This window comes from Sphingomonas sp. IC-11 (assembly GCF_021043365.1).
GTDB lineage: Bacteria > Pseudomonadota > Alphaproteobacteria > Sphingomonadales > Sphingomonadaceae > Sphingomonas.
This window is the reverse complement of record NZ_JAJNDU010000001.1, coordinates 890,027-915,094: the sequence shown is the minus strand read 5'-3', so window position 1 is coordinate 915,094 and position 25,068 is coordinate 890,027. Positions and strand designations below refer to the sequence as shown.

General features: G+C 64.3%; 27 protein-coding genes and 1 tRNA gene. 14 read left to right on the top strand and 14 right to left on the bottom strand.

The genetic code is table 11. The features are described from left to right. Positions 1–23 precede the first annotated feature (23 nt). Both LQ954_RS04340 and LQ954_RS04335 read left to right on the top strand, forming a co-directional pair. The gene (locus tag LQ954_RS04340; protein WP_227770682.1) at positions 24–806 is read left to right on the top strand and encodes a metallophosphoesterase family protein; all 783 of its coding nucleotides are present in this window, start codon (positions 24–26) and stop codon (positions 804–806) included. 132 nt (positions 807–938) lie between these two features. After that, positions 939–1,163, top strand: coding sequence for a hypothetical protein (locus LQ954_RS04335; protein ID WP_227770683.1), 225 nt, complete (start codon positions 939–941; stop codon positions 1,161–1,163). 336 nt (positions 1,164–1,499) lie between these two features. Here the strand turns inward: LQ954_RS04335 and LQ954_RS04330 are convergent, their stop codons facing one another. The 5 genes from LQ954_RS04330 to dnaK all read right to left on the bottom strand — a co-directional run bounded on the left by LQ954_RS04330 (position 1,500) and on the right by dnaK (position 5,810). Continuing rightward, the gene (locus LQ954_RS04330; RefSeq protein WP_227770684.1) at positions 1,500–1,745 is read right to left on the bottom strand and encodes a hypothetical protein; all 246 of its coding nucleotides are present in this window, start codon (positions 1,743–1,745) and stop codon (positions 1,500–1,502) included. Positions 1,746–2,171: 426 nt separating this feature from the next. Then, positions 2,172–2,248 (bottom strand) — tRNA-Arg (locus tag LQ954_RS04325). Positions 2,249–2,309: 61 nt separating this feature from the next. Continuing rightward, the gene (locus LQ954_RS04320) at positions 2,310–2,681 is read right to left on the bottom strand and encodes a hypothetical protein (RefSeq protein WP_227770685.1); all 372 of its coding nucleotides are present in this window, start codon (positions 2,679–2,681) and stop codon (positions 2,310–2,312) included. A gap of 28 nt (positions 2,682–2,709) precedes the next feature. After that, positions 2,710–3,831, bottom strand: coding sequence for a molecular chaperone DnaJ (dnaJ, locus tag LQ954_RS04315; protein ID WP_227770686.1), 1,122 nt, complete (start codon positions 3,829–3,831; stop codon positions 2,710–2,712). A gap of 71 nt (positions 3,832–3,902) precedes the next feature. Beyond that, positions 3,903–5,810, bottom strand: coding sequence for a molecular chaperone DnaK (dnaK, locus tag LQ954_RS04310; RefSeq protein ID WP_231022133.1), 1,908 nt, complete (start codon positions 5,808–5,810; stop codon positions 3,903–3,905). Between the two features lie 182 nt (positions 5,811–5,992). On the opposite strand from dnaK, the gene LQ954_RS04305 reads away from it, so the two are divergent. The 4 genes from LQ954_RS04305 (at position 5,993) to LQ954_RS04290 (ending at position 8,274) form a co-directional block, all read left to right on the top strand. After that, complete coding sequence (locus LQ954_RS04305; protein WP_231022132.1) at positions 5,993–6,442, top strand: copper chaperone PCu(A)C; 450 nt, start codon at positions 5,993–5,995, stop codon at positions 6,440–6,442. Between the two features lie 62 nt (positions 6,443–6,504). Further along, on the top strand, positions 6,505–7,236 hold the full coding sequence (locus tag LQ954_RS04300; RefSeq protein ID WP_231022131.1) for a hypothetical protein: 732 nt from the start codon (positions 6,505–6,507) through the stop codon (positions 7,234–7,236). 47 nt (positions 7,237–7,283) lie between these two features. After that, complete coding sequence (locus LQ954_RS04295; RefSeq protein WP_227770690.1) at positions 7,284–7,742, top strand: vgr related protein; 459 nt, start codon at positions 7,284–7,286, stop codon at positions 7,740–7,742. A gap of 61 nt (positions 7,743–7,803) precedes the next feature. Further along, on the top strand, positions 7,804–8,274 hold the full coding sequence (locus tag LQ954_RS04290) for a hypothetical protein (protein WP_231022130.1): 471 nt from the start codon (positions 7,804–7,806) through the stop codon (positions 8,272–8,274). A 65-nt stretch (positions 8,275–8,339) separates the two neighbouring features. Here LQ954_RS04290 and gorA read toward each other — a convergent pair whose 3' ends face one another. Beyond that, positions 8,340–9,689, bottom strand: coding sequence for a glutathione-disulfide reductase (gorA, locus tag LQ954_RS04285; protein ID WP_231022129.1), 1,350 nt, complete (start codon positions 9,687–9,689; stop codon positions 8,340–8,342). A 78-nt stretch (positions 9,690–9,767) separates the two neighbouring features. Further along, complete coding sequence (gene pgi / locus LQ954_RS04280) at positions 9,768–11,261, bottom strand: glucose-6-phosphate isomerase (RefSeq protein ID WP_231022128.1); 1,494 nt, start codon at positions 11,259–11,261, stop codon at positions 9,768–9,770. A 164-nt stretch (positions 11,262–11,425) separates the two neighbouring features. Between pgi and lepB the strand changes: the two genes are divergently transcribed. From lepB to era, 3 genes are all read left to right on the top strand, one after another. After that, the gene (lepB, locus tag LQ954_RS04275; protein ID WP_231022717.1) at positions 11,426–12,280 is read left to right on the top strand and encodes a signal peptidase I; all 855 of its coding nucleotides are present in this window, start codon (positions 11,426–11,428) and stop codon (positions 12,278–12,280) included. Further along, positions 12,273–12,965: a ribonuclease III gene (gene rnc, locus LQ954_RS04270; RefSeq protein WP_231022127.1), complete on the top strand. Its 693-nt coding sequence runs from the start codon at positions 12,273–12,275 to the stop codon at positions 12,963–12,965. Before lepB ends, rnc begins: the two co-directional genes overlap by 8 nt. Before the next feature lie 215 nt (positions 12,966–13,180). Further along, positions 13,181–14,071: a GTPase Era gene (era, locus tag LQ954_RS04265; RefSeq protein ID WP_231022126.1), complete on the top strand. Its 891-nt coding sequence runs from the start codon at positions 13,181–13,183 to the stop codon at positions 14,069–14,071. 60 nt (positions 14,072–14,131) lie between these two features. On the opposite strand, the gene LQ954_RS04260 is transcribed toward era, so the two are convergent. Next, entirely contained in the window at positions 14,132–14,830 is a 699-nt protein-coding gene (locus LQ954_RS04260; RefSeq protein ID WP_231022716.1) for an NAD-dependent deacylase, read from the bottom strand. 112 nt (positions 14,831–14,942) lie between these two features. On the opposite strand from LQ954_RS04260, the gene dapB reads away from it, so the two are divergent. The 3 genes from dapB to LQ954_RS04245 are packed head-to-tail and all read left to right on the top strand — an operon-like array spanning position 14,943 to position 16,740. Further along, on the top strand, positions 14,943–15,671 hold the full coding sequence (gene dapB / locus LQ954_RS04255; protein ID WP_227770696.1) for a 4-hydroxy-tetrahydrodipicolinate reductase: 729 nt from the start codon (positions 14,943–14,945) through the stop codon (positions 15,669–15,671). Beyond that, positions 15,668–16,315 carry an endonuclease III gene (gene nth / locus LQ954_RS04250; RefSeq protein ID WP_231022125.1) on the top strand — a complete coding sequence of 216 codons (648 nt, stop codon included), beginning with the start codon at positions 15,668–15,670 and terminating at the stop codon, positions 16,313–16,315. The genes dapB and nth overlap by 4 nt, the downstream gene beginning before the upstream one ends. After that, positions 16,315–16,740, top strand: coding sequence for a DUF1801 domain-containing protein (locus LQ954_RS04245; protein ID WP_231022124.1), 426 nt, complete (start codon positions 16,315–16,317; stop codon positions 16,738–16,740). Before nth ends, LQ954_RS04245 begins: the two co-directional genes overlap by 1 nt. 10 nt (positions 16,741–16,750) lie before the next feature. Here LQ954_RS04245 and LQ954_RS04240 read toward each other — a convergent pair whose 3' ends face one another. From LQ954_RS04240 to LQ954_RS04225, 4 genes are all read right to left on the bottom strand, one after another. Then, a complete protein-coding gene (locus tag LQ954_RS04240; protein ID WP_231022123.1) occupies positions 16,751–17,515 on the bottom strand; it encodes an SDR family oxidoreductase in 765 nt (254 codons plus the stop codon). A gap of 82 nt (positions 17,516–17,597) precedes the next feature. Beyond that, on the bottom strand, positions 17,598–18,791 hold the full coding sequence (locus LQ954_RS04235) for an acyl-CoA dehydrogenase family protein (RefSeq protein WP_231022122.1): 1,194 nt from the start codon (positions 18,789–18,791) through the stop codon (positions 17,598–17,600). Then, on the bottom strand, positions 18,788–19,855 hold the full coding sequence (locus LQ954_RS04230) for an acyl-CoA dehydrogenase family protein (RefSeq protein ID WP_231022121.1): 1,068 nt from the start codon (positions 19,853–19,855) through the stop codon (positions 18,788–18,790). The genes LQ954_RS04235 and LQ954_RS04230 overlap by 4 nt, the downstream gene beginning before the upstream one ends. Then, positions 19,852–21,189 (bottom strand): flavin-containing monooxygenase, encoded by a 1,338-nt coding sequence (locus LQ954_RS04225; protein ID WP_231022120.1) that lies wholly within the window; start codon positions 21,187–21,189, stop codon positions 19,852–19,854. Before LQ954_RS04225 ends, LQ954_RS04230 begins: the two co-directional genes overlap by 4 nt. 99 nt (positions 21,190–21,288) lie before the next feature. Between LQ954_RS04225 and LQ954_RS04220 the strand changes: the two genes are divergently transcribed. Both LQ954_RS04220 and LQ954_RS04215 read left to right on the top strand, forming a co-directional pair. Further along, positions 21,289–22,077, top strand: coding sequence for an SDR family NAD(P)-dependent oxidoreductase (locus LQ954_RS04220; protein WP_231022119.1), 789 nt, complete (start codon positions 21,289–21,291; stop codon positions 22,075–22,077). Next, positions 22,074–22,964: an alpha/beta fold hydrolase gene (locus tag LQ954_RS04215; RefSeq protein WP_231022118.1), complete on the top strand. Its 891-nt coding sequence runs from the start codon at positions 22,074–22,076 to the stop codon at positions 22,962–22,964. The genes LQ954_RS04220 and LQ954_RS04215 overlap by 4 nt, the downstream gene beginning before the upstream one ends. 173 nt (positions 22,965–23,137) lie before the next feature. Here the strand turns inward: LQ954_RS04215 and LQ954_RS04210 are convergent, their stop codons facing one another. Next, on the bottom strand, positions 23,138–24,205 hold the full coding sequence (locus tag LQ954_RS04210; protein WP_227770705.1) for an ecdysteroid 22-kinase family protein: 1,068 nt from the start codon (positions 24,203–24,205) through the stop codon (positions 23,138–23,140). Beyond that, positions 24,205–24,951 carry an SDR family NAD(P)-dependent oxidoreductase gene (locus LQ954_RS04205; RefSeq protein ID WP_231022117.1) on the bottom strand — a complete coding sequence of 249 codons (747 nt, stop codon included), beginning with the start codon at positions 24,949–24,951 and terminating at the stop codon, positions 24,205–24,207. The genes LQ954_RS04210 and LQ954_RS04205 overlap by 1 nt, the downstream gene beginning before the upstream one ends. Between the last annotated feature and the right edge of the window lie 117 nt (positions 24,952–25,068).

Sequence of the window (25,068 nt, the reverse complement as noted above, 5' to 3'; positions counted from 1 at the left end):
TCTTCCTAATATATCGGCCGCTTATGCTTTCGCGCCTTTTCACGCGCCGTCGCCCCGAACCGATCCAGGCAGAATTGCCTGAGGGCAGGCGCATCTACGCCATTGGCGATATTCACGGCCGGCTCGACCTGCTCGATCAGTTGCTCGCCCGCATCGATGAAGACGACGCGGCGCGTGGCGCAGCCGAAACTGGCATTATCTTCCTCGGCGATCTGGTCGATCGGGGCCCCGACTCGGCCGGCGTGGTCGAGCGTGTACGGAAGCTATGTGCGGAGCGCCTGGACACCCGTTGCCTCAGCGGCAACCACGAGGAGATCTTCCTCGGCGCGCATGAGGGCAACGGCGATCTGATCCGGTTGCTCCTGCGGGCAGGCGGTTTCGAGACATTGCTCAGCTACGGCCTTGATCCCGAGGAGATCGACGAGGCGAGCATTGCCGAACTCGCTGAAATGATCGAGCGCGCTGTACCAGCCGAGCACATCGATTTCTTACGCGCGCTCGACGACTACCTCGTCGAAGGCGATTATCTCTTCGTGCATGCCGGCATCCGGCCAGGTGTTCCGGTGGAGCAGCAGTCGCCGCGCGATCTTCGCTGGATCCGCCAGCCCTTTCTCGATTTCGCAGGGAATCATGGCAAGTTGGTTGTGCACGGCCACACCATCACCGACGATGTCGCGCAGCGCGATAACAGAATCGGCATCGATACCGGGGCTTATCGATCGGGCCGACTTACCGCACTCGGCCTTGAGGGGCGCGACCAGTGGTTTTTAGATACCACTGGATCTCCTGGCGGTGGCCTGGGTTGATCCGATAACGCGTTGAAATGTTGCAACACAGCGGAATTTTGCTGATCATCCACCAGTATAGTGCGCTATATGCGTTGCGTTGCGATGCGATCTCTGTCAGATCGCCGCAACGGACAAAAAAGGGAGTTCGTGATGAAGCTTCGTAACTATTTCGCGGCCGTTGCCGCTGCCTCGCTGGCGGCTGCTCCCGCCGTTGCCGCTCCGGCGACCGCCAAGGTTGCTCGCGCGAGCGCCCCGGCTGCCAAGGCTGAGCAGGCTGCTGGCGGCGGCGTGATCGTTGCCGTTCTCGCTGCTGCTGCAGTGATCGCCGGCATCGTCATCATCGCCGACTCGGACGATGAGGCCGACAGCAACTGAGCATCCGCTCTGTTGAATAAGAAATAGCGGTCTTCGGGCCGCTATTTTTTTGCCCGCGGCACGGGGGGTAGGCAGTTCGCGAGGATGGGAGAGGCGCGGCAACTCGGCGCATTCTCACCTGCAAATCGACTCAGACTCAAAAGGCGGCTTCGTCCGAATTCACGCTGTTGTGAGAATCACGACCCGAAGTGATGGCCTACGCGTCACGCGCCAAGGCCCGACACCTGCACACGCCTCATAAGAAAATTGGCAGATGCGTTGCTCAGCGCGGCGGGACCCATTCAAGCCCCATCTAGACTCTGAGGCGGGGAAGCTCCCTTCCCCGCCCGTCAACCATCAGTTGCTGTCCGCGCGGTCATCGTCGTCGTCATCAACAACCAGATAGATGCCGCCGGCGACAATCGCTGCCGCGAGGATTGCTGGGATCACGCCACCGCTCGCGGCCTTTTCCGACTGACCAACAGAGGCAGCTGCGCGTGTCGACTGCGCCACTGTCGGCTTGGCCGCAGTAGCTGCCGTAGCCGCAACTGGCGTGAGGACAACTGCGCTCGCCATCACGCCGGTGAGTAACTTTGGAACCATACCCTTTCTCCCGTTAAAGACACGCAGCGGTGCAACGCAACACTACCAACCGCCAGCAACCGAAAATACTGACTGCGCGTTCTGTTCCCTGGAGATCGTAAGAGGATCAACTGAACTTCGCCAAGTAACTGCACCAGCGAGAAGAACCAACATTAGATCGACCGGGTCACTGCAGCGCTTCACCACACCCGCAGAGCGGCCACGAGGATCGGCTGACCCTTTGGCTTTTTCGATCGCAGCTTCGCCATCGAGGATAAAACGCCTGCGACGTTTCTGCTGATCAGCCTCAGACGCGTTCCATTGCGCATCTCGCGCAATGTTTCCGCCGCCTTGTTCGTTTCACGCAAAGACTAGGCAACAACGGACAAGCGGAACTGGGCCGAGGCTCTCCCAAGCCCGGCTTGCTACTCGCCCAAGTTGTAAAACTGGCGCACCCGACAGGATTCGAACCTGTGGCCTCTGCCTTCGGAGGGCAGCGCTCTATCCAGCTGAGCTACGGGTGCCGGAAAGGAGCGCCTAGCAGCGGTCGGCGGCTGGCGCCAGCGCTTTTACGCGCTCATTGCCTCACTTCGTGAGCTTCACCGGCTGGAACGGTGCAAGACCACAGCTTGCACCCCGCATCGGTGGGTTCACCGTGAACACGGTGATGATGTCCTGCGCGCACAACTGGCTCAGCGACGTAGCGTAACTGAAGCGCCGCTCGAAGCCGAGCTGCGGACAGGATTGCGGCAGCGTCACGCGGTAATAGCGGTTTCCGTCGACGCGAAAGTCAATGACCCGATCGTTGCGAACGAGGCTCTCGCGAATGCTGCGGATTGGAATGCAGCTTTGCGGCTCGCCCGCGGGCGTCGCCGCAGGCACAGCGTTGCGGTCACGCGCGGCGCCCGGCGCGGCCACAGTCGCGATGGTGAGGGCAATGGGGAACAGGATACGCATCAACCTTCTCCTTCAGCCCTCACCTTCTTCAATCCCCCGCGAACGCATTCTTCAGGCGGGAAAAGAAGCCCTGGCTGGCGGGACATTCCTCGCCCGTCTCCGTTTCACGGAATTCCTCCAAAAGCGCCCTCTGACGCGTCGAGAGGCGGGTAGGAGTCTCAACGTCGATCTGTACCACCAGATCCCCGAAGCCCCTGCCCTGAAGCACCGGCATACCTGCACCGCGCTGACGCAGCTGCTTGCCCGACTGAATACCCGCCGGGATCCGCAGCTCATGAGTGCGACCGTCGAGCCCGGGTATGGTCAGCGATCCGCCGAGCGCCGCGGTGGTGAAGCTGATCGGCGCGCGGGCGAACAAGGTCGTGCCTTCGCGCTCGAAGAGACTGTGCCGCTTCACATGGAGGAAGATGTAAAGGTCGCCGGCTGGCGCGCCACGTGCGCCCGCCTCGCCCTCACCGGTCATGCGGACCCGCGTGCCTTCGTCGACACCCGGCGGAATCTCCACGCTCAGCGTCTTGGTGCGCTCAACCCGTCCGTCGCCGCGGCAATCCGGGCACGGATCGTCGATCACCTGGCCCGAGCCGTTGCAGACCGGGCAAGCACGCTCGACGACGAAAAAGCCCTGCTGGGCGCGCACCTTGCCGTGGCCCGCGCAGGTGTTGCAGGTGTGCGGATGGCTGCCGGCCCGTGCGCCCGAGCCATGACACGTATCGCACGCTGCCGTCACATCGACAGTGATCTCCGCGGATTTGCCGTGGTAGGCCTCCTCCAGCGTGATCTCCATGTCGTAGCGCAGGTCAGCGCCGCGGCGCACCTGCTGGCGCCCGCCGCCGCGGCCGCCCATGAATTCGCCGAACACGCTTTCGAAGATGTCGGAGAAGCCGGAGAAGTCCGCGTGCCCCTGCCCGCCGCCACCGCCGCCGTTGCGGAATGCGGCATGGCCGTAGCGATCATAGGCTGCGCGCTTCTGCGGATCCTTCAGGCAGTCATAGGCTTCGCTGACCGCCTTGAACTTCGCCTCGGAATCCTTGCACCCGGCGTTCTTGTCCGGGTGATACTTCATTGCAAGCTTGCGATAAGCGGACTTGATCGTCCCCGCATCGGCCGAGCGATCGACCTCAAGCAACTCGTAGAAATCGACTTCTGTCATTCAACGCCCCCGCGCAGCAACAGCCCGCCCATCATGCCCGGATACTCGGCACGATGGGCGGGCGACATTGCTTACGCCTTCTGGTTGTCGTCGACTTCCGAGAATTCGGCGTCGACCACGTCATCATCCTTCGGCGCGGCGCCGGCGTCCGCGTTCGGCGACGCTTCCGACTGCTGCTGCTTTTCGTAGATCGCCTGGCCGAGCTTCATCGCGACCTGCGCGAGCGCCTGGCTCTTCTCGTTCATCTGATCGACGTCACCGCCCTCGACCGCTGCCTTGGCGGCATCGATCGCGGACTGGATCTCGCCCTTCAGCGCCTCGTCCACCTTGTCGCCATTGTCGGCAAGCTGGCGCTCGGTGGTGTGGATCAGGCTCTCGGCGTTGTTCTTCGCCTCGGCGCCGGCCTTGCGCTTCTTGTCTTCCTCGGCGAACTGCTCGGCTTCCTGCACCATCTTCTCGATGTCGGCGTCGGACAGGCCGCCCGATGCCTGGATACGGATCTGCTGCTCCTTGCCGGTACCCTTGTCCTTCGCGGAGACGTTGACGATGCCGTTGGCGTCGATGTCGAACGTCACCTCGATCTGCGGCACGCCGCGCGGCGCCGGCGGGATGCCAACGAGGTCGAACTGGCCCAGCAGCTTGTTGTCGGCCGCCATCTCGCGCTCGCCCTGGAAGACGCGGATCGTCACCGCCTGCTGATTGTCATCGGCAGTCGAATAGGTCTGCGACTTCTTGGTCGGGATCGTGGTGTTGCGATCGATCATGCGGGTGAACACGCCGCCGAGCGTCTCGATGCCCAGCGACAGCGGGGTCACGTCGAGCAGCAGCACGTCCTTGACGTCGCCCTGCAGCACGCCGGCCTGGATCGCCGCACCCATCGCGACGACTTCGTCCGGGTTCACGCCGGTGTGCGGATCCTTGCCGAAGAAGTTCTTCACCGCTTCGCGCACCTTGGGCATGCGGGTCATGCCGCCGACCAGCACCACTTCCGAAATATCGCTGGCCTTGAGGCCGGCGTCGGCAAGCGCCTTCTTCATCGGCTCGATCGTGCGCTGGATCAGGCTGTCGACGAGACGCTCGAGATCCGCGCGGCTGATCGTCTTGACGAGGTGCTTCGGGCCGTTCTGATCGGCCGTGATGAACGGCAGGTTCACTTCGGTCGACGCAGCCGAGGACAGCTCGATCTTCGCCTTTTCGGCAGCTTCCTTCAGGCGCTGCAGCGCGAGCTTGTCCTTGGTGAGGTCGATGCCCTCGTCCTTCTTGAAGCTCTCCGCCAGGAAATCGACCAGCTTGTTGTCGAAGTCCTCGCCGCCGAGGAACGTGTCACCGTTGGTCGACTTCACTTCGAACACGCCGTCGCCGATCTCGAGGATCGAGACGTCGAACGTGCCGCCGCCAAGGTCATAGACCGCGATCGTCTTGCCGTCCTGCTTCTCGAGGCCATAGGCCAGCGCAGCCGCGGTCGGCTCGTTGATGATGCGCAGCACTTCAAGGCCCGCGATCTGGCCGGCGTCCTTGGTCGCCTGGCGCTGCGCGTCGTTGAAATATGCCGGGACAGTAATCACGGCCTGCGTCACGGTCTCGCCGAGATAGCTCTCGGCGGTTTCCTTCATCTTCTGAAGGGTGAAGGCGCTGATCTGCGAGGGGCTGTATTCCTTGCCGCCCGCCTGCACCCAGGCGTCACCATTGCCGCCCCGCACGATGTGATACGGAACCAGCTCCGTGTCCTTCTTGGTGATCGGATCGTCAAAGCGGCGGCCGATCAGGCGCTTCACCGCGAAAATCGTGTTGTCGCCGTTGGTAACCGCCTGGCGCTTCGCCGGCTGCCCCACCAGTCGCTCGCCATCCTTGGCGAAGGCGACGATGGACGGCGTGGTACGTGCGCCTTCCGCATTCTCGATCACCTTGGGCTTGCCGCCCTCCATCACTGCCACGCAGCTGTTGGTGGTGCCGAGATCGATACCGATAACTTTTGCCATGAGTGCTCTTCTAGCCCCTGCTCGAACAAAAAACGTGCCGCTTCGCCCCGTTACGGCGACGGAACAGCGTTGACGAAGCGCGATATAGGTGGCGGTTCCCCTGCCGCAAGACACCTGCCCAGCTTGCCGCTGGCGAGTGGGGGGCGTACCAATCTGGTATCGTTTCGCTTTGGGAGAGACCCATGTTCCGCGCCGCCGCCGCGCTCGCCATTGCCGCCGCCGCCCTCACTGGATGCGCGCCGGAAAAGCAACTGTACATCAGCGACGCGTGGGTGCGCCTCGCCGCGGTCGAAGGACGCCCGGCGGCGGGCTATTTCACCATTCACGGCGGCCCGGCAGAGGCAACTCTGGTAAGCGTCAGGACCGACATGGCCGTCCGGACGGAGCTTCACGAAAGCAAGGCGGCGGCCGGAGGCGGCATGACGATGGACTCGATCGATCAGGTTCCCGTGCCGGCCCTTCAGCAAGTGCGGTTCGTGCCTGGCGGTAAGCACGCGATGCTGTTCGGCGTGAACCCGGCGGTGAAGCCAGGAGGCACGCTCACCTTTACCTTCACGTTCGCGGATTCGACACGGATCCAGCAGAATGCGCGCGTCATCGCGGCAGGGGATCCGGCACCCGCCGGCAAGTGACGGCGCGCCGCCAGCGGTGCCGACTCACGGGTCCGTAACCTTTGCGCATCATCACGGCGCGCATGGGCAAGCTTTCAACATGGCGAAATGGGGTGATGCGACGCGTGGAGGGCCGCTCCGCGCGTGAGATCGCCACGCTCACCCTCAAGACCTTGCGCCACACTGCCCGCAGCTTCAGCCCCGCTGCCGCCCGCGCACGGCGCGCCGATCAGGCGTTTGATCGCCGTTGGGGCACCGACACAGGCGGCACAATGAACTTGTCCGCGCTGAACGTCGCGCGTGAACGTGCCTTGCTCGGCTTCGGGTATCAGGCCAGCAACGGCGTCGCGTTGAAGGACGCGATGAAGATTGCCGCCATTGATCCGGCACGCTTCACCTTCATCGACTACGGCTCTGGCAAGGGCCGGGTGGTGATGATCGCCGCCGCTACTGGATTCGGTCGGGCTATCGGCGTCGAGTTTGCTCCCGAGCTTCACGAGGTCGCGCTCACCAATGCCGATCGCTTTGCGGCTGCCGGCGGCGCAGCACGACGCTGCGAGATGGTGTTGGGCGATGCCGGCAGCTACGCGCCTCCCCGAGGTCCGGTGTTCGCTTATATCTACAACAGCTTCGGCCCCGTGATCCTGCGCGAAGTGCTGGAGCGGCTGGAACAGCGCGCCGCGGCCGGCGAGGAAATCATCGCCCTCTACGTCAATCCACGTCACCGCAACGCGTTCGAGGATGAAGACCGCTGGCATGTCGTCGCCGATCGCGAAGACTGGGTACTCTATCGCCCGGCTCCCGCCGCGCGCTGAACCGAGGCGACTAGATCGCCGGGCCGAAGTGCTTACCTAAGTCAATGATGACCATTCGGCGCCTGACCTCCGGCGAGAAGGACCTCGCCCGCTCCGTATACGGCAACGCCATCGATCTGGAGCAGGTGGAGATCTGCGACCGCCGCTGGTGGCCGCTTCAGCCGCGTCACGTCGTGATGGCGCCGCGCGGCCGCATCCACTTCCACCCGCATGGCGGCCTCTACCGTGACGATTTCGCCGCTGCGTCGCTGGGCGAGCAGGGGCTATTCATTCACGAAATGTGTCACGTTTGGCAGCATCAGCGCGGCATCTTCCTGCCGCTCGCCCGCCATCCCTTCTGCCGTTATCACTACAGCTTCGTGCCGGGTCGTCCGCTTGCCCGCTATGGGATCGAGCAACAGGCGGAGATCGTCCGTCATGCCTTCCTCCTGCGGGCGGGCGCGCGCGTCATCGGCGCCCCTGATCTTTCGGCTTACGAAAGCGTTCTGCCATTCGGCAACCGCTGAGCGGAACCCTGGTCGCCGCGACGGCTTACGCTCCTTGACGTACGATCGAGGAGAATGACCGATGGACAGGCGCAACGCGGCGATCGCCGGCGGCATCGTGGCAGGGATCGTGACCACGGCGGCAATGTGGGCAGGACGGCGCAGCGGCGTGCTTGGCAAGACGCTCGATCGCGACGCAGTGGACTGGATCGACCGCACCACCGGCTCGCGGGAGGTGATCGGGGAAGCGGGCACCAGCGCGGTTGAGTTCGCCAACCATCTCGGCGCCTCCGCGGCGTTCGGCGGCCTTTACGCACAGGTGCGGCAGTGGGCGCCCAGTATGTCGCCGGTTGCCCTCGGCGCCGCATTCGGCACTGCGCTTTACGTGGTCAACATCGCCGGCATCGCGCCGCTGCTTGGCATCACACAAGGGGAGCTCAAAGCCGGCCCGCGAAAGGCGTCCGAGCGTTGGGCAGTTCATGTGCTGCAGTCAGTCGTCGCCGCGCTGGTCGCCGAACGGCTCACGACCGAAGAGGCGGGCGCAACCGCCTGATGCAGAACGCCTGAGCTAAGACGCGGCAGCCTCCCCAGGGCCGCCACGTCCGCCCGGCCCTCACCTCACTTCATCAGCACCAGTTCTTCCGCCATGGTCGGGTGCAGTGCGACCGTGGCGTCGAACTGCGCCTTCGTGAGACCAGCCTTCACGCACACCGCCGCTGCCTGGATGATCTCCGGACAATCCGGTCCGATCATGTGAATGCCCACCACACGATCGGTCTCGGCATCGCACACCATCTTGTACAGTGACCGTTCGTCCCGGCCTGCCAGCACATTCTTCATCGGGCGGAAATCGGACGAGTAGATCCTCACGGAGCCGAGCTTCTGACGCGCCTCGCTCTCGGTCATGCCGACCCCGGCTATCGGGGGATGGCTGAAACAGGCCGCCGGCACACAATCATAATCCACCGTCACGCCGCCCCGGCCGAAGAGGTTCTCCGCGAAGGCCTGCCCTTCGCGGATCGCCACCGGTGTTAGCTGGATGCGATTGGTCACGTCGCCCACAGCGTAAATGGAGGGGCACGTCGAACGATTGTCATCATCCACCGGCACGGCGCCCTTCGCGTCCACCTCGACCCCGGCATTTTCCAGCCCCAGCCCTTCGGTGTTGGGTACACGTCCGGTGGCGTACATCACGCAATCGACCACTACGGGTTCATGGCCAGTCATGTGAACCTCCAGGCAGCCGTCGTCGCGCTTCTCGATCCTCTCGAACGTAGCGTCGAAACGGAATTCCAGGCCTTTCATCATGCTGATCTGCAACAAACGATCGCGGATCTGCAGGTCGTAGCCGCGCAGGATGTCCTTGGTGCGGTTCATGATGATGACGTGCGCGCCAAGCTGGTGAAAAATGCCCGCGAACTCATTGGCGATATAGCCGGCACCCGCGATCAGCACCCGCTTCGGAATGGCGTCGAGGTGAAATACCTCGTTGGAGGTGATGCCGTGTTCGGAACCGGGGAACTCCGGCACATGCGGCCGTGCGCCAGTGGCGACCAGGATGTGCTTGGCGGTCTTGGTGGTGCCATCCGCAAGCGTGACTTCATTCGGTCCGGTGATCGTCGCGCGCTGGTGAATGATTTCCGCGCCGTTCGATTCCAGCGTCGTCGTGTAAGCCTTGTTGATCCGGTCCACCTCGGCCAACACGTTTTCCTGCAGGCACTTCCAGTCGAAGGCGCAATCATCCGGGACGAGCCAGCCGAACCGCTTTGCGTCCTTCAGGTCCTCGGCGAAGTGCGCACCATAGACGAGCAGCTTCTTGGGCACGCAGCCGCGGATCACGCATGTCCCGCCGACGCGATATTCCTCTGCCACTGCCACGCGCGCGCCATGCGCCGCCGCTACACGCGACGCCCGGGTTCCGCCGGAGCCGGCACCGATGGTGAACAGGTCATAATCGAAATCGGGCATTACTTTACTCCACTGGCGCCGCACCGGGAAATGGGCGCACGGCGCCGCGCGGCAAATCGATCAGGATCAAAGGATCGTTCAGGCAAGCCCCGCACGACGGATCAGATCCTCCGTCGACGGATCGAAATCACCGCCGCCCTTGGCTGCTTCCTTCGCCATCTCCTTGCCCAGCTCGACTCCGAACTGGTCAAAGGAATTGATGCCCAGCAGCACGCCGTTCACGAATACGCGATGCTCGTAAAAGGCGATCAGCGCTCCCAGCGTGCGCGCATCCAACGTATCAAGCAGGATCGTCGAGGACGGGCGATCGCCCGGATACGCACGTGCGGGGTCATCGGCATTCTTGCGCCCCTTCATCAATGCTGCGCCCTGCGCGAAGGCGTTGAGCAGCAACTGGCGGTGATGCTCCTCCGCCAGCGTATCGCCAGGCTCGATCACCGCCAGAAATTCCACCGGCACCAGATGGGTGCCCTGATGCAGCAGCTGGAAGACAGCATGTTGCGCGTCCGTCCCCACCCCTCCCCAGGTGATCGGTGCCGTGGGGCGGCCGACTGGCTTGCCATCAACCGTCACGCTCTTGCCGTTTGATTCCATCTCCAATTGCTGAAGGTAGCTCGGCAGCAGGCGAAGCCGCTCGTCATACGCGAACGGTGCGCGCGTTTCGCAACCCCGCACCTGAGTGTAGTAAAGATCCGCGAAGGCGGCGAGGACGGGCGCATTTTCATGCAGCGCCGAAAGGCGGAAGTGCCGGTCCATCTCCGCGGCGCCTTCCAGCAATTCGGCGAACTGGTCCCAGCCCAGCTTGATGGCGGCCGGGAAACCGATCGACGACCACAGAGAATAGCGGCCGCCCACCCCTTCGGAAAACGGCAGAATTCGAGTTTCGTCCACGCCCCATTCGATCGCCTTCTCCGGCGACGCGGTGAGCGCGATCACACGGCCATAAGGGTCTTCGACACCATTTTCCTGCATCCAGCCGATCGCGCTGTCTGCATTCATCATCGTCTCGGTGGTGGTGAACGTCTTGGATGCGACCACCAGCAGGGTGGCCGACGGATCGAACCGGTCGAACACGTCTTCCAGGGCTACTCCATCCACATTGGATACGATCGCGACGTCATAGCGTTCACTATCGCGGCCCAGCGCATCGACCAGCAGGTTCGGTCCCAGAGCGGATCCGCCAATGCCGACGTGCAGCACGTGGCGCACCGGGCCAAATGCCTCCGCCTCGATGGCGTCGATCAGCATGCGCATGCGGGCATGATATTCCGCGGCTCGCTTCACGCTCTCCGGATTGCCCTCGCCGCGCTCGGCGGTGTGCTCCACCGGACGGTCCTCCGTTACGTTGACATGAGCGCCGCCGAACATCGCGTCGCGCTTGCCGGCAAGATCCGCTTCCTTCGCCAGCGTCTCGAACGCGGCAATCGCGTCCTGGGTCAGATGCGTCTTTGACCAGTCGAAGTGGATGCCCGACACATCCAGCGACAGCTTCGCCAATCGAACGGCATCATCGACGAAGAGCTGTTCCAGCCGGATCTGCGGAAGTGCCTCGATCCTCGACCAATCCGTCATTGTCACTTCTCCACGGTTCGAAGCAGGGCTGTTGCGGCCCGCTTGTTACGCGCCCGCGATAACACGGAACGCAGGCTTCACTACAAGCGTGACACGAACAGGAACGCACGGTGGATCGTTCCAGCGGCTTGACGCGCCGCACGCCATCGGCAACGCCGCGGGTCATGGCCGAACCTTCTCCCGCCAAGCCGGCGACCAGCCCCGCCAAACCGCGGTCTGAAACCAGCGAAACGCTCCGCTTCCTGCTGAAGCTCGCGTTGGTCGTGTGGCTGTTCCGCAGCTTCGTCTTTGCGCCCTTTTCGATCCCTTCGGAATCGATGCTGCCCCGCCTGCTGATCGGCGACTATCTGTTCATTTCCAAATGGAACTACGGCTATTCGCGCTGGTCGATGCCTTTCGGGGTTCCGCCCTTTTCGGGTCGCCTGTTCGGCAGCGTGCCGGCTCGCGGCGACACGGTGGTCTTTCGCTCAAAGGGCGAGGACGACCACGACGTGATCAAGCGGGTCATCGGCCTTCCCGGCGATACGATCCAGATGCGGCGGGGCCAACTGTTCCTGAACGGTCAGGCCATCGCCAAGCAGCGTATCGCCGACTTCGTTCTGCCGCTCTCGCCAAACTTCGATCAACGGCATTGCGATCCGAACTTCATCGCACCGGCGGCCGAAGGCCCAACCTGCCGCATTCCGCGCTTCCGCGAGACGCTGCCGGGGGGCCGCAGCTATGAGGTGCTGGACCAGCGGTATATTCCCGATGCGGACGACACGCAGGTCTTCACCGTACCGGCGAATCACGTCTTCCTGATGGGCGACAATCGCGATGACTCCGCCGACAGCCGCTTCCCGTCGGCGGACGAGGCCTTGCCGGGTCAGCCGCAGGGCATGGGTTTCATCCCGCTCGATCGTGTTCAGGGCAAGGCAGTGATCGTGTTCTGGTCCACGGATGGGTCTGCCAACTGGCTGCTGCCCTGGACGTGGTTCACCGCGGCACGCTGGGATCGGATCGGAGGCGGCTTTGACTGATCTTTCCCATTGGATCGAACGTACCTTCGGTCACCGGCCCCGCGACCTCAGTGACTGGCAGCGCGCCCTCACCCACGCCAGCCACGGCGATAATCATTACGAGCGGCTCGAGTTTCTCGGCGACCGCGTGCTCGGCCTCTCCATGGCGGAATGGCTCTACGAAACCTTTCCCGAGGAGCCCGAAGGCGCATTGTCCAAGCGCTTCAATGCGCTCGTGACGGGTGCAGTGTGTGCCGAAATCGCGCGAGAGATCGGCGTTCCCGCGCACCTGCGGCTTGGCAAACAGGCGCGCGACGATGGCGCCAGCGACAGCGACAATATCCTGGGCGACGTGATGGAGGCGCTGCTCGGCGCATTGTACCGCGACGCTGGCCTCGATCCCGCGCGCGCCGCCATCCGGCGCTTGTGGGCAGACCGGCTCCACGCCGGATCCGCGGCACCCCAGCACCCGAAGTCCGCGCTTCAGGAATGGGCGGCTGCGAACAACCGCAAGCCGCCCGTCTATGAAGTGATGGATCGCTCCGGCCCTGGTCATGCTCCGCGGTTCACGGTGAGGGCCGCGATTCCGAAGCTTGCGGAAAGCACCGCGGAGGGCGGCAGCAAGCAGGAGGCAGAAACAGCGGCTGCCGAGGCCCTGCTGCGCGAGGTACGGGTCGTTCCGGCAAAGAAGTCTCGCAAGGGATAAGGCCGGCCAGGGAGGATCGGGAACACGTCGCTGTGGCGGCTCGATCGCTCTGGCGGCTTTTCCTGTCCGTGGCCGACTTTATCCGGTATCTGGCCGAAAGTGGTTCTAAAGCGCCCCCTTCTGTCCTCGTACGGGCCGTTCGTGTCCGTTATTCGCGCCCTTGAAATCGCGTTCGGCGTTCGCTTCGCCGCGCTCACGTCAACAAAGGAAATTCGATGACCCGCTGCGGCCTTGTCGCCGTTCTCGGCGCGCCCAACGCCGGAAAGTCCACTTTGGTCAATGCCTTGGTCGGCCAAAAGGTCGCGATCGTCAGCCCCAAGGCACAGACCACCCGAACCCGCCTCTTGGGGGTCGCGATGGAGGATGACGCTCAGCTCCTCCTCGTCGACACTCCTGGCATCTTCGACCCCAAACGCCGCCTCGACCGCGCGATGGTAGCCGCTGCTTGGGGCGGCACGGAGGGTGCCGATCTGCTTGCGCTGGTGGTGGATGCAAAGGGTGGATTGGGCCCCAAGGTCACCGACATCGCAGAACGGATTTCGGATCGCCCCGAGCCTAAGTTCCTGATCCTGAACAAGGTGGATGTCGCTGACAAACCCAAGCTTTTGATCCACGCGGAAAAGTTGAACGCGCTGGTACAATTTGAAGCTACCTATTTCGTCAGCGCGTCGACCGGCGACGGCCTTCCCGAGCTCAAGCGCGCACTTGCGGCTAAGATGCCGGATGGGCCGTGGCACTTCCCGGAGGATCAGGTCTCCGATGCAAGCGAGCGGATGCTCGCTGCAGAAGTCACGCGGGAGCAGCTATATCTGCAGCTACACGCGGAGCTTCCTTATGCGGCCGCGGTGGAAACCGAGAAGTTCGTTGATCGTCCCGACGGCGCCGCCGAAATTCATCAGCAGATCCTGGTGGAACGTCCCACGCAGCGCGCAATCGTGCTCGGCAAGGGCGGTACGCGCATCAAAGAGATCGGGGCTCGCGCCCGTGCCGAACTGGCCGTTCTGCTTGACCGGCCCGTGCATCTGTACCTCCATGTGAAGGTGAAGCCTGGCTGGGACGAGGACCGCAGCGTGTATCGGGATATCGGCTTGGACTGGGTGGACTGAACCTCGCCTGGAGATAGCGGGCCCAAGCTGAGAACGGCACTGCGCCGCGACCGCGGCCCGCTATTCTAAGAGTTCATCAACCCAGTTCGGCACCAGGCTGCTGGCCGGCCCAAACCGGCTTTCCCCGAACAAATGACTGCCGGCGGAGGGTTCCAGATTGAGCTCCAGCGTCTCGGCACCATAGGAACGGGCGAACTGCACAAAGCCGGCTGCTGGATATACCGCCCCGGAGGTACCGATCGATACGAACAAGTCGCAGCCTGAAAGCGCGTCCTCAATCTGACTCATGCCATATGGCATCTCGCCGAAGAACACGATGTCGGGGCGCAGCGCGGGCTGATGGCAGGCCAGGCAGGAGCTGCCATGCGGCAGCGGATCTGACCACCCTACGCGCTCGCCGCAGGCCGCACACAAGGCAGATGTCAGTTCGCCATGCATGTGGAGCAGGCGCCGGGCCCCGGCACGCTCATGCAGATCATCAACATTCTGGGTAACGATCAACAGGTCACCTCTCCACATGTCGTCAAGGCGGGCCAGTGCCTGATGCGCCGCGTTCGGCTGCACCCCTCCCAAAGCAGCGCGACGTAGATCATAGAAGCGGTGGACCAGATCCGGATCTGCGGCCAGCGCCTCCGGAGTGCATACATCTTCGACCCGGTGACCCTCCCAAAGGCCGCCCGGTCCGCGGAAGGTAGCAAGCCCGCTTTCCGCGGAAATACCCGCACCCGTCAGGATCACAATGCTGCGAATGTCGTTCATATCGTCGGTCATAATCGATGCCGTAGAGACATGCGACGTTGATGAATGTGGCCCACTCGACGCGGGTGGTGTCGGGCGGTATCGGGGCGCTAACAAGCATTAAGGGAAACGCATGACCGCGATCGGCATCTACGGAAGCGCGGGGCGGATGGGACGCGTCATCGCTGCCATCGCCGGAGACGAAGGCGCCTCCATTGCCGGTGGTGTGGATGCCCGCGAGGATCCCGTTCCGTTGGCACATGATGCCGACGTTCTTGTGGATTTCTCGACCCCTGCGGCGCTCGAGGCTCATCTGGCCGCCGCGGTGGCGGCTGGTACCCCCATTGTGATCGGGACGACTGGCCTGAACGCAACCCATCATGCGCTCATCGATCGAGCGGCAGAAACGATCGCCGTGCTGCAGACCGGCAATACCTCTCTTGGCGTCACGTTGCTTGGCATTCTGGTGCAGCAGGCGGCGCAGCGGCTCGGCCCGGAATGGGATATTGAGATCGTCGAGATGCACCATCGGCACAAGGTGGATGCGCCCTCAGGCACCGCCTTGCTGCTCGGGGAAGCGGCCGCACGCGGGCGAGGCACCACGCTCAATGAAGAGCGTGTCGACGGACGCGCAGGGCTGGTCGGTGCGCGAACCGAAGGCACGATCGGATTTTCATCGCTGCGCGGGGGAACCGTGATTGGCGACCATCAAGTCGTTTTTGCCGGCGAAGGCGAGCGCATCGAACTTGGCCATCGGGGAGAGGATCGATCGATCTTCGCGCGTGGAGCGGTGAAGGCCGCCCTTTGGCTCGCTGGCAGGCCAGCCGGACGCTATGGAATGGCTGAGGTGCTGGGCTTTTGAAGAAGGCGGACGTCTTCGAGTTCTTCCGCCGCCTCGCCGAAGCCAATCCGCATCCCGAGACGGAACTGGAATCGGGCAATACCTATCAATTGCTGGTGGCGGTGGTGCTGTCCGCCCAAGCGACCGACGCTGGCGTCAACAAGGCGACGCGCCGCCTGTTCGCGGAAGTGACGACGCCGGCGCAGATGGTGGCGCTGGGCGAAGAGGGCCTGAAACAGCACATCAAGACGATCGGCCTGTTCAACAGCAAGGCCAAGAACGTGATCGCGCTGAGCCAGGCACTGATCGACGAGCACGGCGGCGAGGTGCCGGGCGATCGGGACGCGCTGGAGAAGCTGCCCGGCGTCGGGCGCAAGACCGCCAACGTCGTCATGAACGTGGCGTTCGGCGCGGAGACCTTCGCGGTCGACACGCATCTGTTCCGGGTGTGCAATCGCACTGGCCTTGCTAAGGGCAAGACGCCGCTCGCGGTGGAGCTAAAGCTGGAAAAGACGGTGCCGCAGCCGTTCCGCCTTCATGCGCACCACTGGCTGATCCTGCACGGCCGCTACATCTGCAAGGCGCGCAAGCCCGAATGCTGGCGCTGCCCGGTGGTTGACCTGTGCGCGTTCAAACCGAAGACGCCCCCGCCCGGAACCGAATGATGACCGAGGAGCTGCGCAAGCCCGTGCTGTTGACCGGCGGCAACCCGCAGATCCCGAAGGCGGACGGCGACGCACCGGTGCAAGCCTATATCGCCGCCATGCTTGGCTGGAAGCGCGCCGTGGGCGAGCGGATCGATGCGCTGGTCGTCGCGGCGCTGCCCGTTGTCGCAAAGGCGGTGAAGTGGAACACGCCGCTCTATGGCGTGCCCGGTCAGGGCTTCTTCCTCGGGTTCAACTGCACGACGAAATACGTGAAGGTCGCCTTCTTCCGCGGCGCCGCACTCGATCCCGAGCCGCCGGTCGGCTCGAAGGATCCGAATACGCGCTACCTGCACCTGTTCGAGGGCGAGCCGATCGACGCAGCGCAGTTCACCGCCTGGGTTAAGCAGGCGGCGGCGATCCCGGGATGGGTGCCAGGCACCTGACGCTGCGCCGTCAGGTCGCGAAAGCCGCCTTCATCCGCTTGCGCAGCCGGTTGGGCATGAAGCGGCGCGCGAAATTGGCCTGTCGCCCCGCCTTGCCGACGATATATTCGCGGTCGCGCCCGTGCGTCGCTTGCCACACGACGTTCGCCGCCTCGTCGACGGTATAGACAGGTGACTTGCCGATCGCATCGCGGATGGTGCGATTGCTGCCTTTCGAGCCGGCATCGAGGATCGGCGTTTCGACGAAGAACGGCATCACGCAGGTGACGTCGACGCCGTGGCGGGTGAACTCCGCGTCCAGCGCCTCGGAAAGGCCGCGAATGGCATGCTTCGTCGCCGAGTATACCGCCAGCCCCGGAGAGCCGACGATTCCCGCGACCGACGCGACATTCACCAGCCGGCCGCGGGTCTTCTTCAGATGATCGAGCGCGGCATAGGCGCCGTTGATCACGCCCTTCACGTTGATGTCGATCTGAAGATCGGATTCCTCGGGCGTCACTTCCTCGAACATGCCGTAGCGGGCGATGCCAGCGTTGTTCAGCAGCACGTCGATCTTGCTGGCGTGCTTCGCGAACGCCTCCAGCGCGGCCGCCCATTCCGCACGATCGCGCACGTCGAGCCGCGTCGTGAAGGCGCCCAGCTCCTCGGCCACGCGGCGCATGCCGGTGTCGTCGATGTCGCCGATGCCGACCGTCCAGCCCTCGCGCGCGAAACGGCGCGCGGCGGCGAGGCCGATGCCGGAGGCACCGCCGGTGATGAAAATCGCCCTGCTCATTTATCCTCTCCCGATATGGCTTAGGGCGGCTGGCGGAGCCTCTGGCGTGCTCCATCCACCGCCCTGCCTTTGTTGCGTGACGTCAGCCCGCGCGCACCTCGCGGAACGGTATGTTGCGATCGACTTCCGGCTCCTTGGGCAGGCCCAGCACACGCTCCCCGATGATGTTGCGCTGGATCTGGTCCGTCCCGCCACCAATCGAGGTGAAATAGGCGTTGAGGGTGAGGAAGTTCGCATCCTCTGCGCGGGGATGGTCCGGCCCTTCAAGCAGGCTTTCGGGCCCAAGCAGCATCGTGCGCAAGCGTGCTTCCTCGTGCAGGATGCGGCTCATCGCGAGCTTGCCCAGCGACATGATCGAGGATGAGGTGCCCTGCGCCAGTTCCGCCTTGGCGCGGGCGGTGTTGAGCTTGTTCAGCACGCGCCAGGCGATCACCTGCGCCACGTCCTGCCGCACGACGAGATCGTCAAGCCGTCCGGCCTCTTTCGCCAGACCGAGGAGCGAATAGTCGCCCTTCGGACCGCCGGCGCCCGAGCGCGGCCCGCGCGCCGCATCGCCCATCACGGAGCGTTCGTATGCCAGCGCAGTCTGCAGCACGCCCCAGCCGCCGTTCAGCGGGCCGAGCAGATTTTCTTCCGGGACGAAGGCATTGTCGATGAACACTTCGTTGAAGTGGGCTTCATCGGTGATCTGGCGCAGCGGGCGGACCTCGACGCCTTCCTGCTTCATCGGCAAGAAGAAGAAGCTGATGCCGCGGTGCTTGGGCACGTCCCAATCCGTGCGGGCGATGAGCATCCCATAATCCGCCACGCGCGCGCCGCTGGTCCACACCTTCTGCCCGGTGACGCGCCAGCCGCCATCAACCTTGTCGGCGCGCGTGCGCACTGCCGCGAGATCCGATCCCGCACCGGGCTCGGAATAGAGCAGGCACATGCCAACTTCGCCGGCGAGAAGTTGCGGCACGATCTTGCGCTTGAAGCTGTCGGTCGCATGCGCGAGCGCGGTGTTGGCCCAGAGGTTGGAGCGATCCTGCCCGGCACCGGGCGCGCCCAGCTTCGCAAAGGCGCGCTCGACGATCTTTGCCTGATCGTTCGTAAGGCCGCGGCCCTGCCATTCCGGCGCCCAACGGGGAACGGCCCATCCAGCGTCGCGCACTTTCGCCAGCCACTCGCTGCGCGGATCACGGCCGAAGCTTTCGTGATGCGCCGGCACGCCCTTCCAGTTTTCTGCGAGCCAGGCCTCGACCTCGGCCTGAAGCTGTTCGTCGGTCATGCTCATGCCTGCGCCTCCAGCGCCCGGATGTAGTTTTCGCGCCAGGTGTTGCTGTCACCGAACAGCTGCGCGCCCGATCGGGCACGGCGCAGATAAAGATGGGCGGGATGGTCCCATGTGAAGGCGATGCCGCCGTGCATCTGGATGCCATCCTTCGCTACGCGCACGAAGGCATCGGCGCAGGCGAAGGCGGCAAGGGCTACCGCGGCATCGACGGTGGCCGTCCCCTCCGCCAGCTGCCGCGCTGCGTCGCGCGCGGCGGAGGTGGCGGATTCGCTTTCTAGCAACAGGTCCGCCGCCATGTGCTTGATCGCCTGGAAGCTGCCGATCGCGCGGCCGAACTGGTGGCGATCAGTGGCGTAGGCGACGGTGATTTCCAGCATCCGGCGCGCACCGCCGGCCTGCTCGCCCGCCAGCGCCACGATGCCGAGATCGCGTGCCGCCTTGATGCGCGATGCGTCGCCGATCTGCGTCGCGGGGCCGCGGAAGGCGACATCCGCCATCCGCCGCGTGCGATCGAAGACGGGCAGCGGCGTCACCTCTACGTCGCTCCGCTCGACCGCGAACACGCCATCGTCGCTTGCCACGATGATAACGTCAGCAATTGCGGCATCGGGCACGAAGCGTGCCGTGCCCGTCAGACGATCGCCGTCTAGCCGGACATCGCTTCGCCCCGTCCAGTCATGACTGCCGGTGAAAGCGACCGCGGCGATGCGCGATCCGTCGGCGATCCCGGGCAGATCCGGCGCGAGGGTGATCGCGATGGCGGCGGAGATGAGCGGCGCGGGAAGCAATGCAGCCCCGGCCTCTTCCATCACCAGCCCAAGCTCGATCGGGCCCAGCCCTGCCCCGCCCGCGGCTTCGGGCGCGACCAGGCCGACGACGCCCAGGTCGGCAAGCGCCTGCCAAAGCGCGGGATCATGCCCGGTGTCACTATCCATGATCCGGCGCACGTCGGCTTCGGTGCAGCGGTCAGCCAGCAGCCGGCGGACGCTGTCGACCAGCGCAGCCCGATCGTCCGCGTCCAGCATGGTGGGTGATGCGGGGGGACGCACCAGCGTATCGGTCATGCAGCCTGCTTCCCTGTCTGCGCCTTCGCGCGGCGTTCGCCCTTGGCGATTTCCTTGTGAAGATCCGCGACATAGCGCGCAAAATCGACCTGGATCGTGTGCCGCTGCGACTTGTAGTAATCGCCGAGTTCGCGATCCTCGTCTTCCTTGGTGATCCGCTCCATGTCTGCGACCGAGGGAAGCGCGTACCGCCCAGTCATGAACCCGGCGACCAGCTTCGACTGCTGCTCCGCGAAGTTAACCAGCGTCGGCAGCGGCTGCGCCAACCCCATGAAGAACAGATCATGCACGCCGGGGATCACCATGCGTTTGAACAGCGGGAAGCGGTTCTGCGCATCGGGCAGCAGCTTGGGATCATCGAAGAACGGGAAGCTGATCCTGTAGCCGGTGGCGTAGATGATCGCGTCCACTTCCTCGACGCTATCATCTTCGAAGCGGACGCGCGTGCCCTCAAGCGCCTTGATGTTCGGCTTGAACTTGATGTCGCCACAGCTTGCCCGGGTCAGGAACTCGCCCGAGACGCTGGGGTGCGCGTCAAGCGGTTCGTGATCGGGCTTGGGCAGGCCGTAATCCTCCATCCGCCCGACCAGCTTCTTCACCGCGCGCCGCGCGAGTGCCTTGCCGATCTTGCGCGGGATCCAGGTGGGCATGGCCGATTTGTCCATCGGTTTGCCGCCCGCCATCTTGGGGAGAACCCACACGCCGCGGCGGGCTGAGACCCACAGGTTCCTGGCGAGGTGCCGCTGCGACAGTTCGCTCGCGACGTCCATCGCCGAATTGCCCATGCCAACGACGACGACGTTCTTTCCGCGAAGGTCCACCGGATCGTACGGATCGCGATAGCTGTGGACGTGGAAATGCGGGTTGTCGAAGCTGCCCGGGTAGCTCGGGACGTTCGGATCCCAATGGTGGCCGTTGCACACGAACAGCGTCTCGTATTCGCGCGTCTCGCCGGTCGACAGCGTCACCAGCCAGCCGCCGCCGGCCTTGCGCTCCGCCTTCTTCACTTCGGTGTTGAAGGTGATGAGCGGACGCAGGCCGAAATGATCGACATAGTCGCGGAAATATTGCCAAAGCTGCGCGTGGCTCGGGAAATCGGGCCAGTCGGCGGGCACCGCATAATCCTCGAACGCCAGCCGCCACTTCGACGTGTCGATATGCAGGGACTGGTAACAGGCTGATTTTCCGTTGGGATTCTTATAGTACCAGTTGCCGCCGATATCGTCCGACATCTCGAAGCAATCGAACGAGATACCTTCGTCCTTCAGCCGCTTTGCGGTCGTGAAGCCCGAGCAACCCGCGCCGATGATGCAGGCGCGTTTCCTCTCCACCATGTCCGTCTCCCCAGCCGCCCTCTTCCCGCGGCCATAACCAAAGTTATGATGGCCTGAAGCGAGCGCCGAATCAACCGGCCCGCACGAGGGGAGAGCAGGATGCGGTTCAAGGACAAGGTGGCGCTGATCACCGGTGGCGGCTCCGGCATCGGCGCCGCGACGGCGCGCCTGATGGCCAGCGAAGGCGCGCATGTCGTGGTGGTCGATCTCGTCCCGGAGGCGGCAGCGGCCGTTGCACGGGAAACCGGCGGAATGGCGCTCGCCGCCGACGTGGCGGACCGCAGCGCAGTAGAGAGTGTGGTGGCAAAGACCGTGGAAGCGCACGGCCGGCTTGACGTTCTCGTCAACAATGCTGGCATCGGATGCTTCGGACGGACGCCGGATCTCGAGCCCGAGACCTGGGAGCGGGTCATCGCGATTGACCTGAATGCGGTGTTCTACGCCTGCCGCGCGGCGATCCCGCACATGACGGGTCGGTCGACCGCGATCGTCAACACCGCGTCAATTTCCGGCATGGGCGGCGACTATGGCTTCACGGCCTACAATGCCGCCAAGGCGGGCGTGATCAATTACACCCGCAGCCTTGCGGTCGATCACGCGCGCGAAGGCATCCGCGTGAACTGCCTCTGCCCCGGCCTGATCGCCACGCCGCTCACGGCCAGCGCCAAGACGATTCCCGGCCTTGAAGCAGGCTGGCACGATACCATCCCCATGGGCCGCGCCGGCACCCCGGAGGAAATGGCCGAGGTGATCGCCTTTCTCGCCTCCGACGCCGCCTCCTACGTCACCGGCGCTGCGTTCGTCGCAGACGGCGGCCAGACCGCCTGGACGGGCCAGCCGAACCTGTATCGCTACGCCGCCGCCGCAGCGGAGGGAGCCGCCGCATGACCCCGAGCTGGAACCCGCCCGCCGATAGCGGCATCACCATCCGCGAGGTCGCCGCCAACGGCCGTGTCTTCGAGGTGGCCGAGGCAGGAAGCGGCGACCACCTGATCCTGTGCCTTCACGGCTTCCCGGAGCTGAACTTCTCCTGGCGCTACCAGATGCCGCTGCTGGCGGAGATGGGCTATCGCGTCTGGGCCCCCAACCAGCGCGGCTATGGCGCCTCCTCGCGCCCCAAGGGTGTTGCCGCCTATCGTTCCGACCAGATCGTGGAGGACGCGGCCGCGCTGTTCGACGCGAGCGGCGCCAAAAAACTGACGCTGATGGCGCACGATTGGGGCGGCGCAATCGCCTGGCTGTTCGCAATCGGCAAGAAGCGGCCGATCGAGCGGCTGGTGGTGATGAACCTGCCCCACCCCCTGTGCTTTGCGGAAGCGCTGAAGCACGGGCCGCAGCGCAAGCGCAGCTGGTATGTCGCCTTCTTCCAGCTTCCGTTCCTGCCCGAATGGTCGCTCGGGCGGAACGATGCGCGCGGCATCCGCGAAGCGTTCCGCGGCATGGCCGTCGACAAGAGCCGCTTCCCGGACGAGGTGCTCGACGTCTACGCCAAGGCGGCGCAGCGCCCTGGCGCCTTGACCGCGATGGTCAACTGGTACCGCGCTGCCCTGCGCAACCGCGGCGCGATGGAGCTTGGCGACGGCAACGTGGATGTGCCGACGCTGATCGTCTGGGGCGAGGAGGACAAGGCGCTCGGGCTTGAGACGCTCGACGGCACCGAGCGTTACGTGAAGGACCTGACGATCCGGCGCCTCCCCGGTGTTTCCCACTGGGTGCAGCAGGAAGCGCCCGAAGCGGTGAACGAGATCATCAAGGAGTGGCTGCCGAAGGCCTGACCCGCGCCGCAAGAGAACGGTCACTGAAAAACCTACGCCCGGGATAAGGCGTCAGGTCTTCGTTCGATCAGGCCCGTTCCCGGTGTGGCCGCCGAATTGCATTCCCATTCATTTGCTGCTCCCTTGCAGCCCCATAGCGGCGGGCGGCTGATCCATGCCCGCCGCGCCTTACCTCATGCCATCAATGCCAGCGCATCGCAGTCGATCGCTTGGGCGCAACCGCCACGGGCCATGGCCAGGAACATCGCATCACCGCGTTCCGTCCGCTTGGTGGAGGCGGAGGCGAAAACCGCGGTGGAGACGCCGGACAACAAGGTCAGCCGATAGTCGCGGTAGAGATCGTCATAGCCATAGTCGCCTACGCCATATCCGCGCAGCTGATCGAGGTAATATTCCAGCAGATGCCGCTCATGCGCCCGACGATCCTCGATCGATAGCGCGAGGCCAAGGAAATACGCGACGTCGACTGCGCCAAGGCCGATCGCCGGCGACTGCCAGTCGAGCACCGCCAGCGGCACCTCTCCGCCTCGCGCGTCGAACAGCATGTTGTCGAGCCGGAAGTCGCCATGCGTCAGCGTGAAGTTCGCCGGTTGGTGCGTCGGGGCACTGGCAATGAGCGCACCATAGCGGTCGCACACTGCCATATATTCTGGCTCCAGCACGCCATCGTAGCGGCGGTGAAACTCGGCCAGGCAATCCGGAAACACGCTGATAACGAAGTCGCGTGCGCCGCTTGTGTCTAAAAATGCATGCTGACGCAGCGTCGCATCATTCCACCGCGGCCCGTGCAAGGCTGCCGCCTGCTCCATCGCCCGCTCGGCGTCAGCCAGTCCGCAACCAGTCAGTTGGTTGCCCGCCCGTGCCGGCGTCAAATCCTCCAGCAGCAGCGCGAAGGTGCCATCGGCCGGATCATGCTCTGCGGACACACATTTGGGCGAACGGACCGCCACCGTATCAGCGACGTGACGGTAAAAGCCGACTTCGCGTTCGTAGAGGCCGAAGCCCGCACCCGTTTGCCGACTGGTAGGATCGGCGCTCGCAAACTTTCCGACGAATGACGCGGGCGCACCTTCTTCAATGTCATAATTCACCGCGAAGCGAATGGAATCTCCGAGCATGCCGACGCCGACCGGCGTAGCGTCGACCGCAATCACGCGTGCGTCCCTCAGCACGCCGGCATTGCGCAGCCGGGTGGTTAGCCATGCCGCATCAACGGCCCCTGCCTCCAGATCCGCCGCCATCAGCAGCCACCGTCACAGCGGATCACGGTGCCAGTGACGAAGCTCGACGCCGGGCTCGCGAGATATAGCGCGCTCGTCACGATCTCCTCGGGGCGCCCGGGCCGGCCTGCGGCGCTATCTGTCTTCTCGCGCGCTTCCTCGGTCCACGCTTTGGAGATGTCGGTAAGGAACGGGCCAGCGGCGATCGCATTGACGCGCACCTTTGGTCCGTATTCATGGGCCATGCTGGAAACCATCGCGTTCAGTGCTGCCTTTGCCCCGGCATAGGGCACCACCATCGGCGTCGGACGCAGCGAGGCGATTGACGAGGTCGCTAGGATTGTGCCGCCTTCCCCCTGCGCCATGCGGTGCGCAATGTTCGCCATCAGGCGGAACGGCCCTTTGAAATTCAGCCCGACGACACTGTCAAACAGCGCCTCGGACACCTCATGGCTCGGCACCAGCGGCCCCATGCCGGCATTCGCAACCAGGATGTCGATTTTGCCGAACGCCTCCCAGGCCGCGTCCGCCAGCCGATCCATTTCGTCCCATTTGGCCGCGTGCGCCGGAATGGCCGCAGCACGGCGGCCTTTCGCCTCGATCTCTGAAACCACCGCCTCGCACGCTTCTGCCTTGCGGCTGGAGACGATGACGTCCGCGCCGGCGTCTGCGAAGGCGAGCGCCATCTCACGACCCAGCCCACGAGAGCCCCCGGTAATCAGCGCGACCTTGCCCGTCAGATCGAACAAGGGGTGAGGTTCGGCCATGCATCTTCTCCTGGTGTCGCCGATCGTAAGCCGGCTGACTTAACCGTTGTTATGCCGATTGCGCCGCCCGCTGCAAGCGGCTGTCCAAGACACTACATGAAGCCTCGATGGGACGGG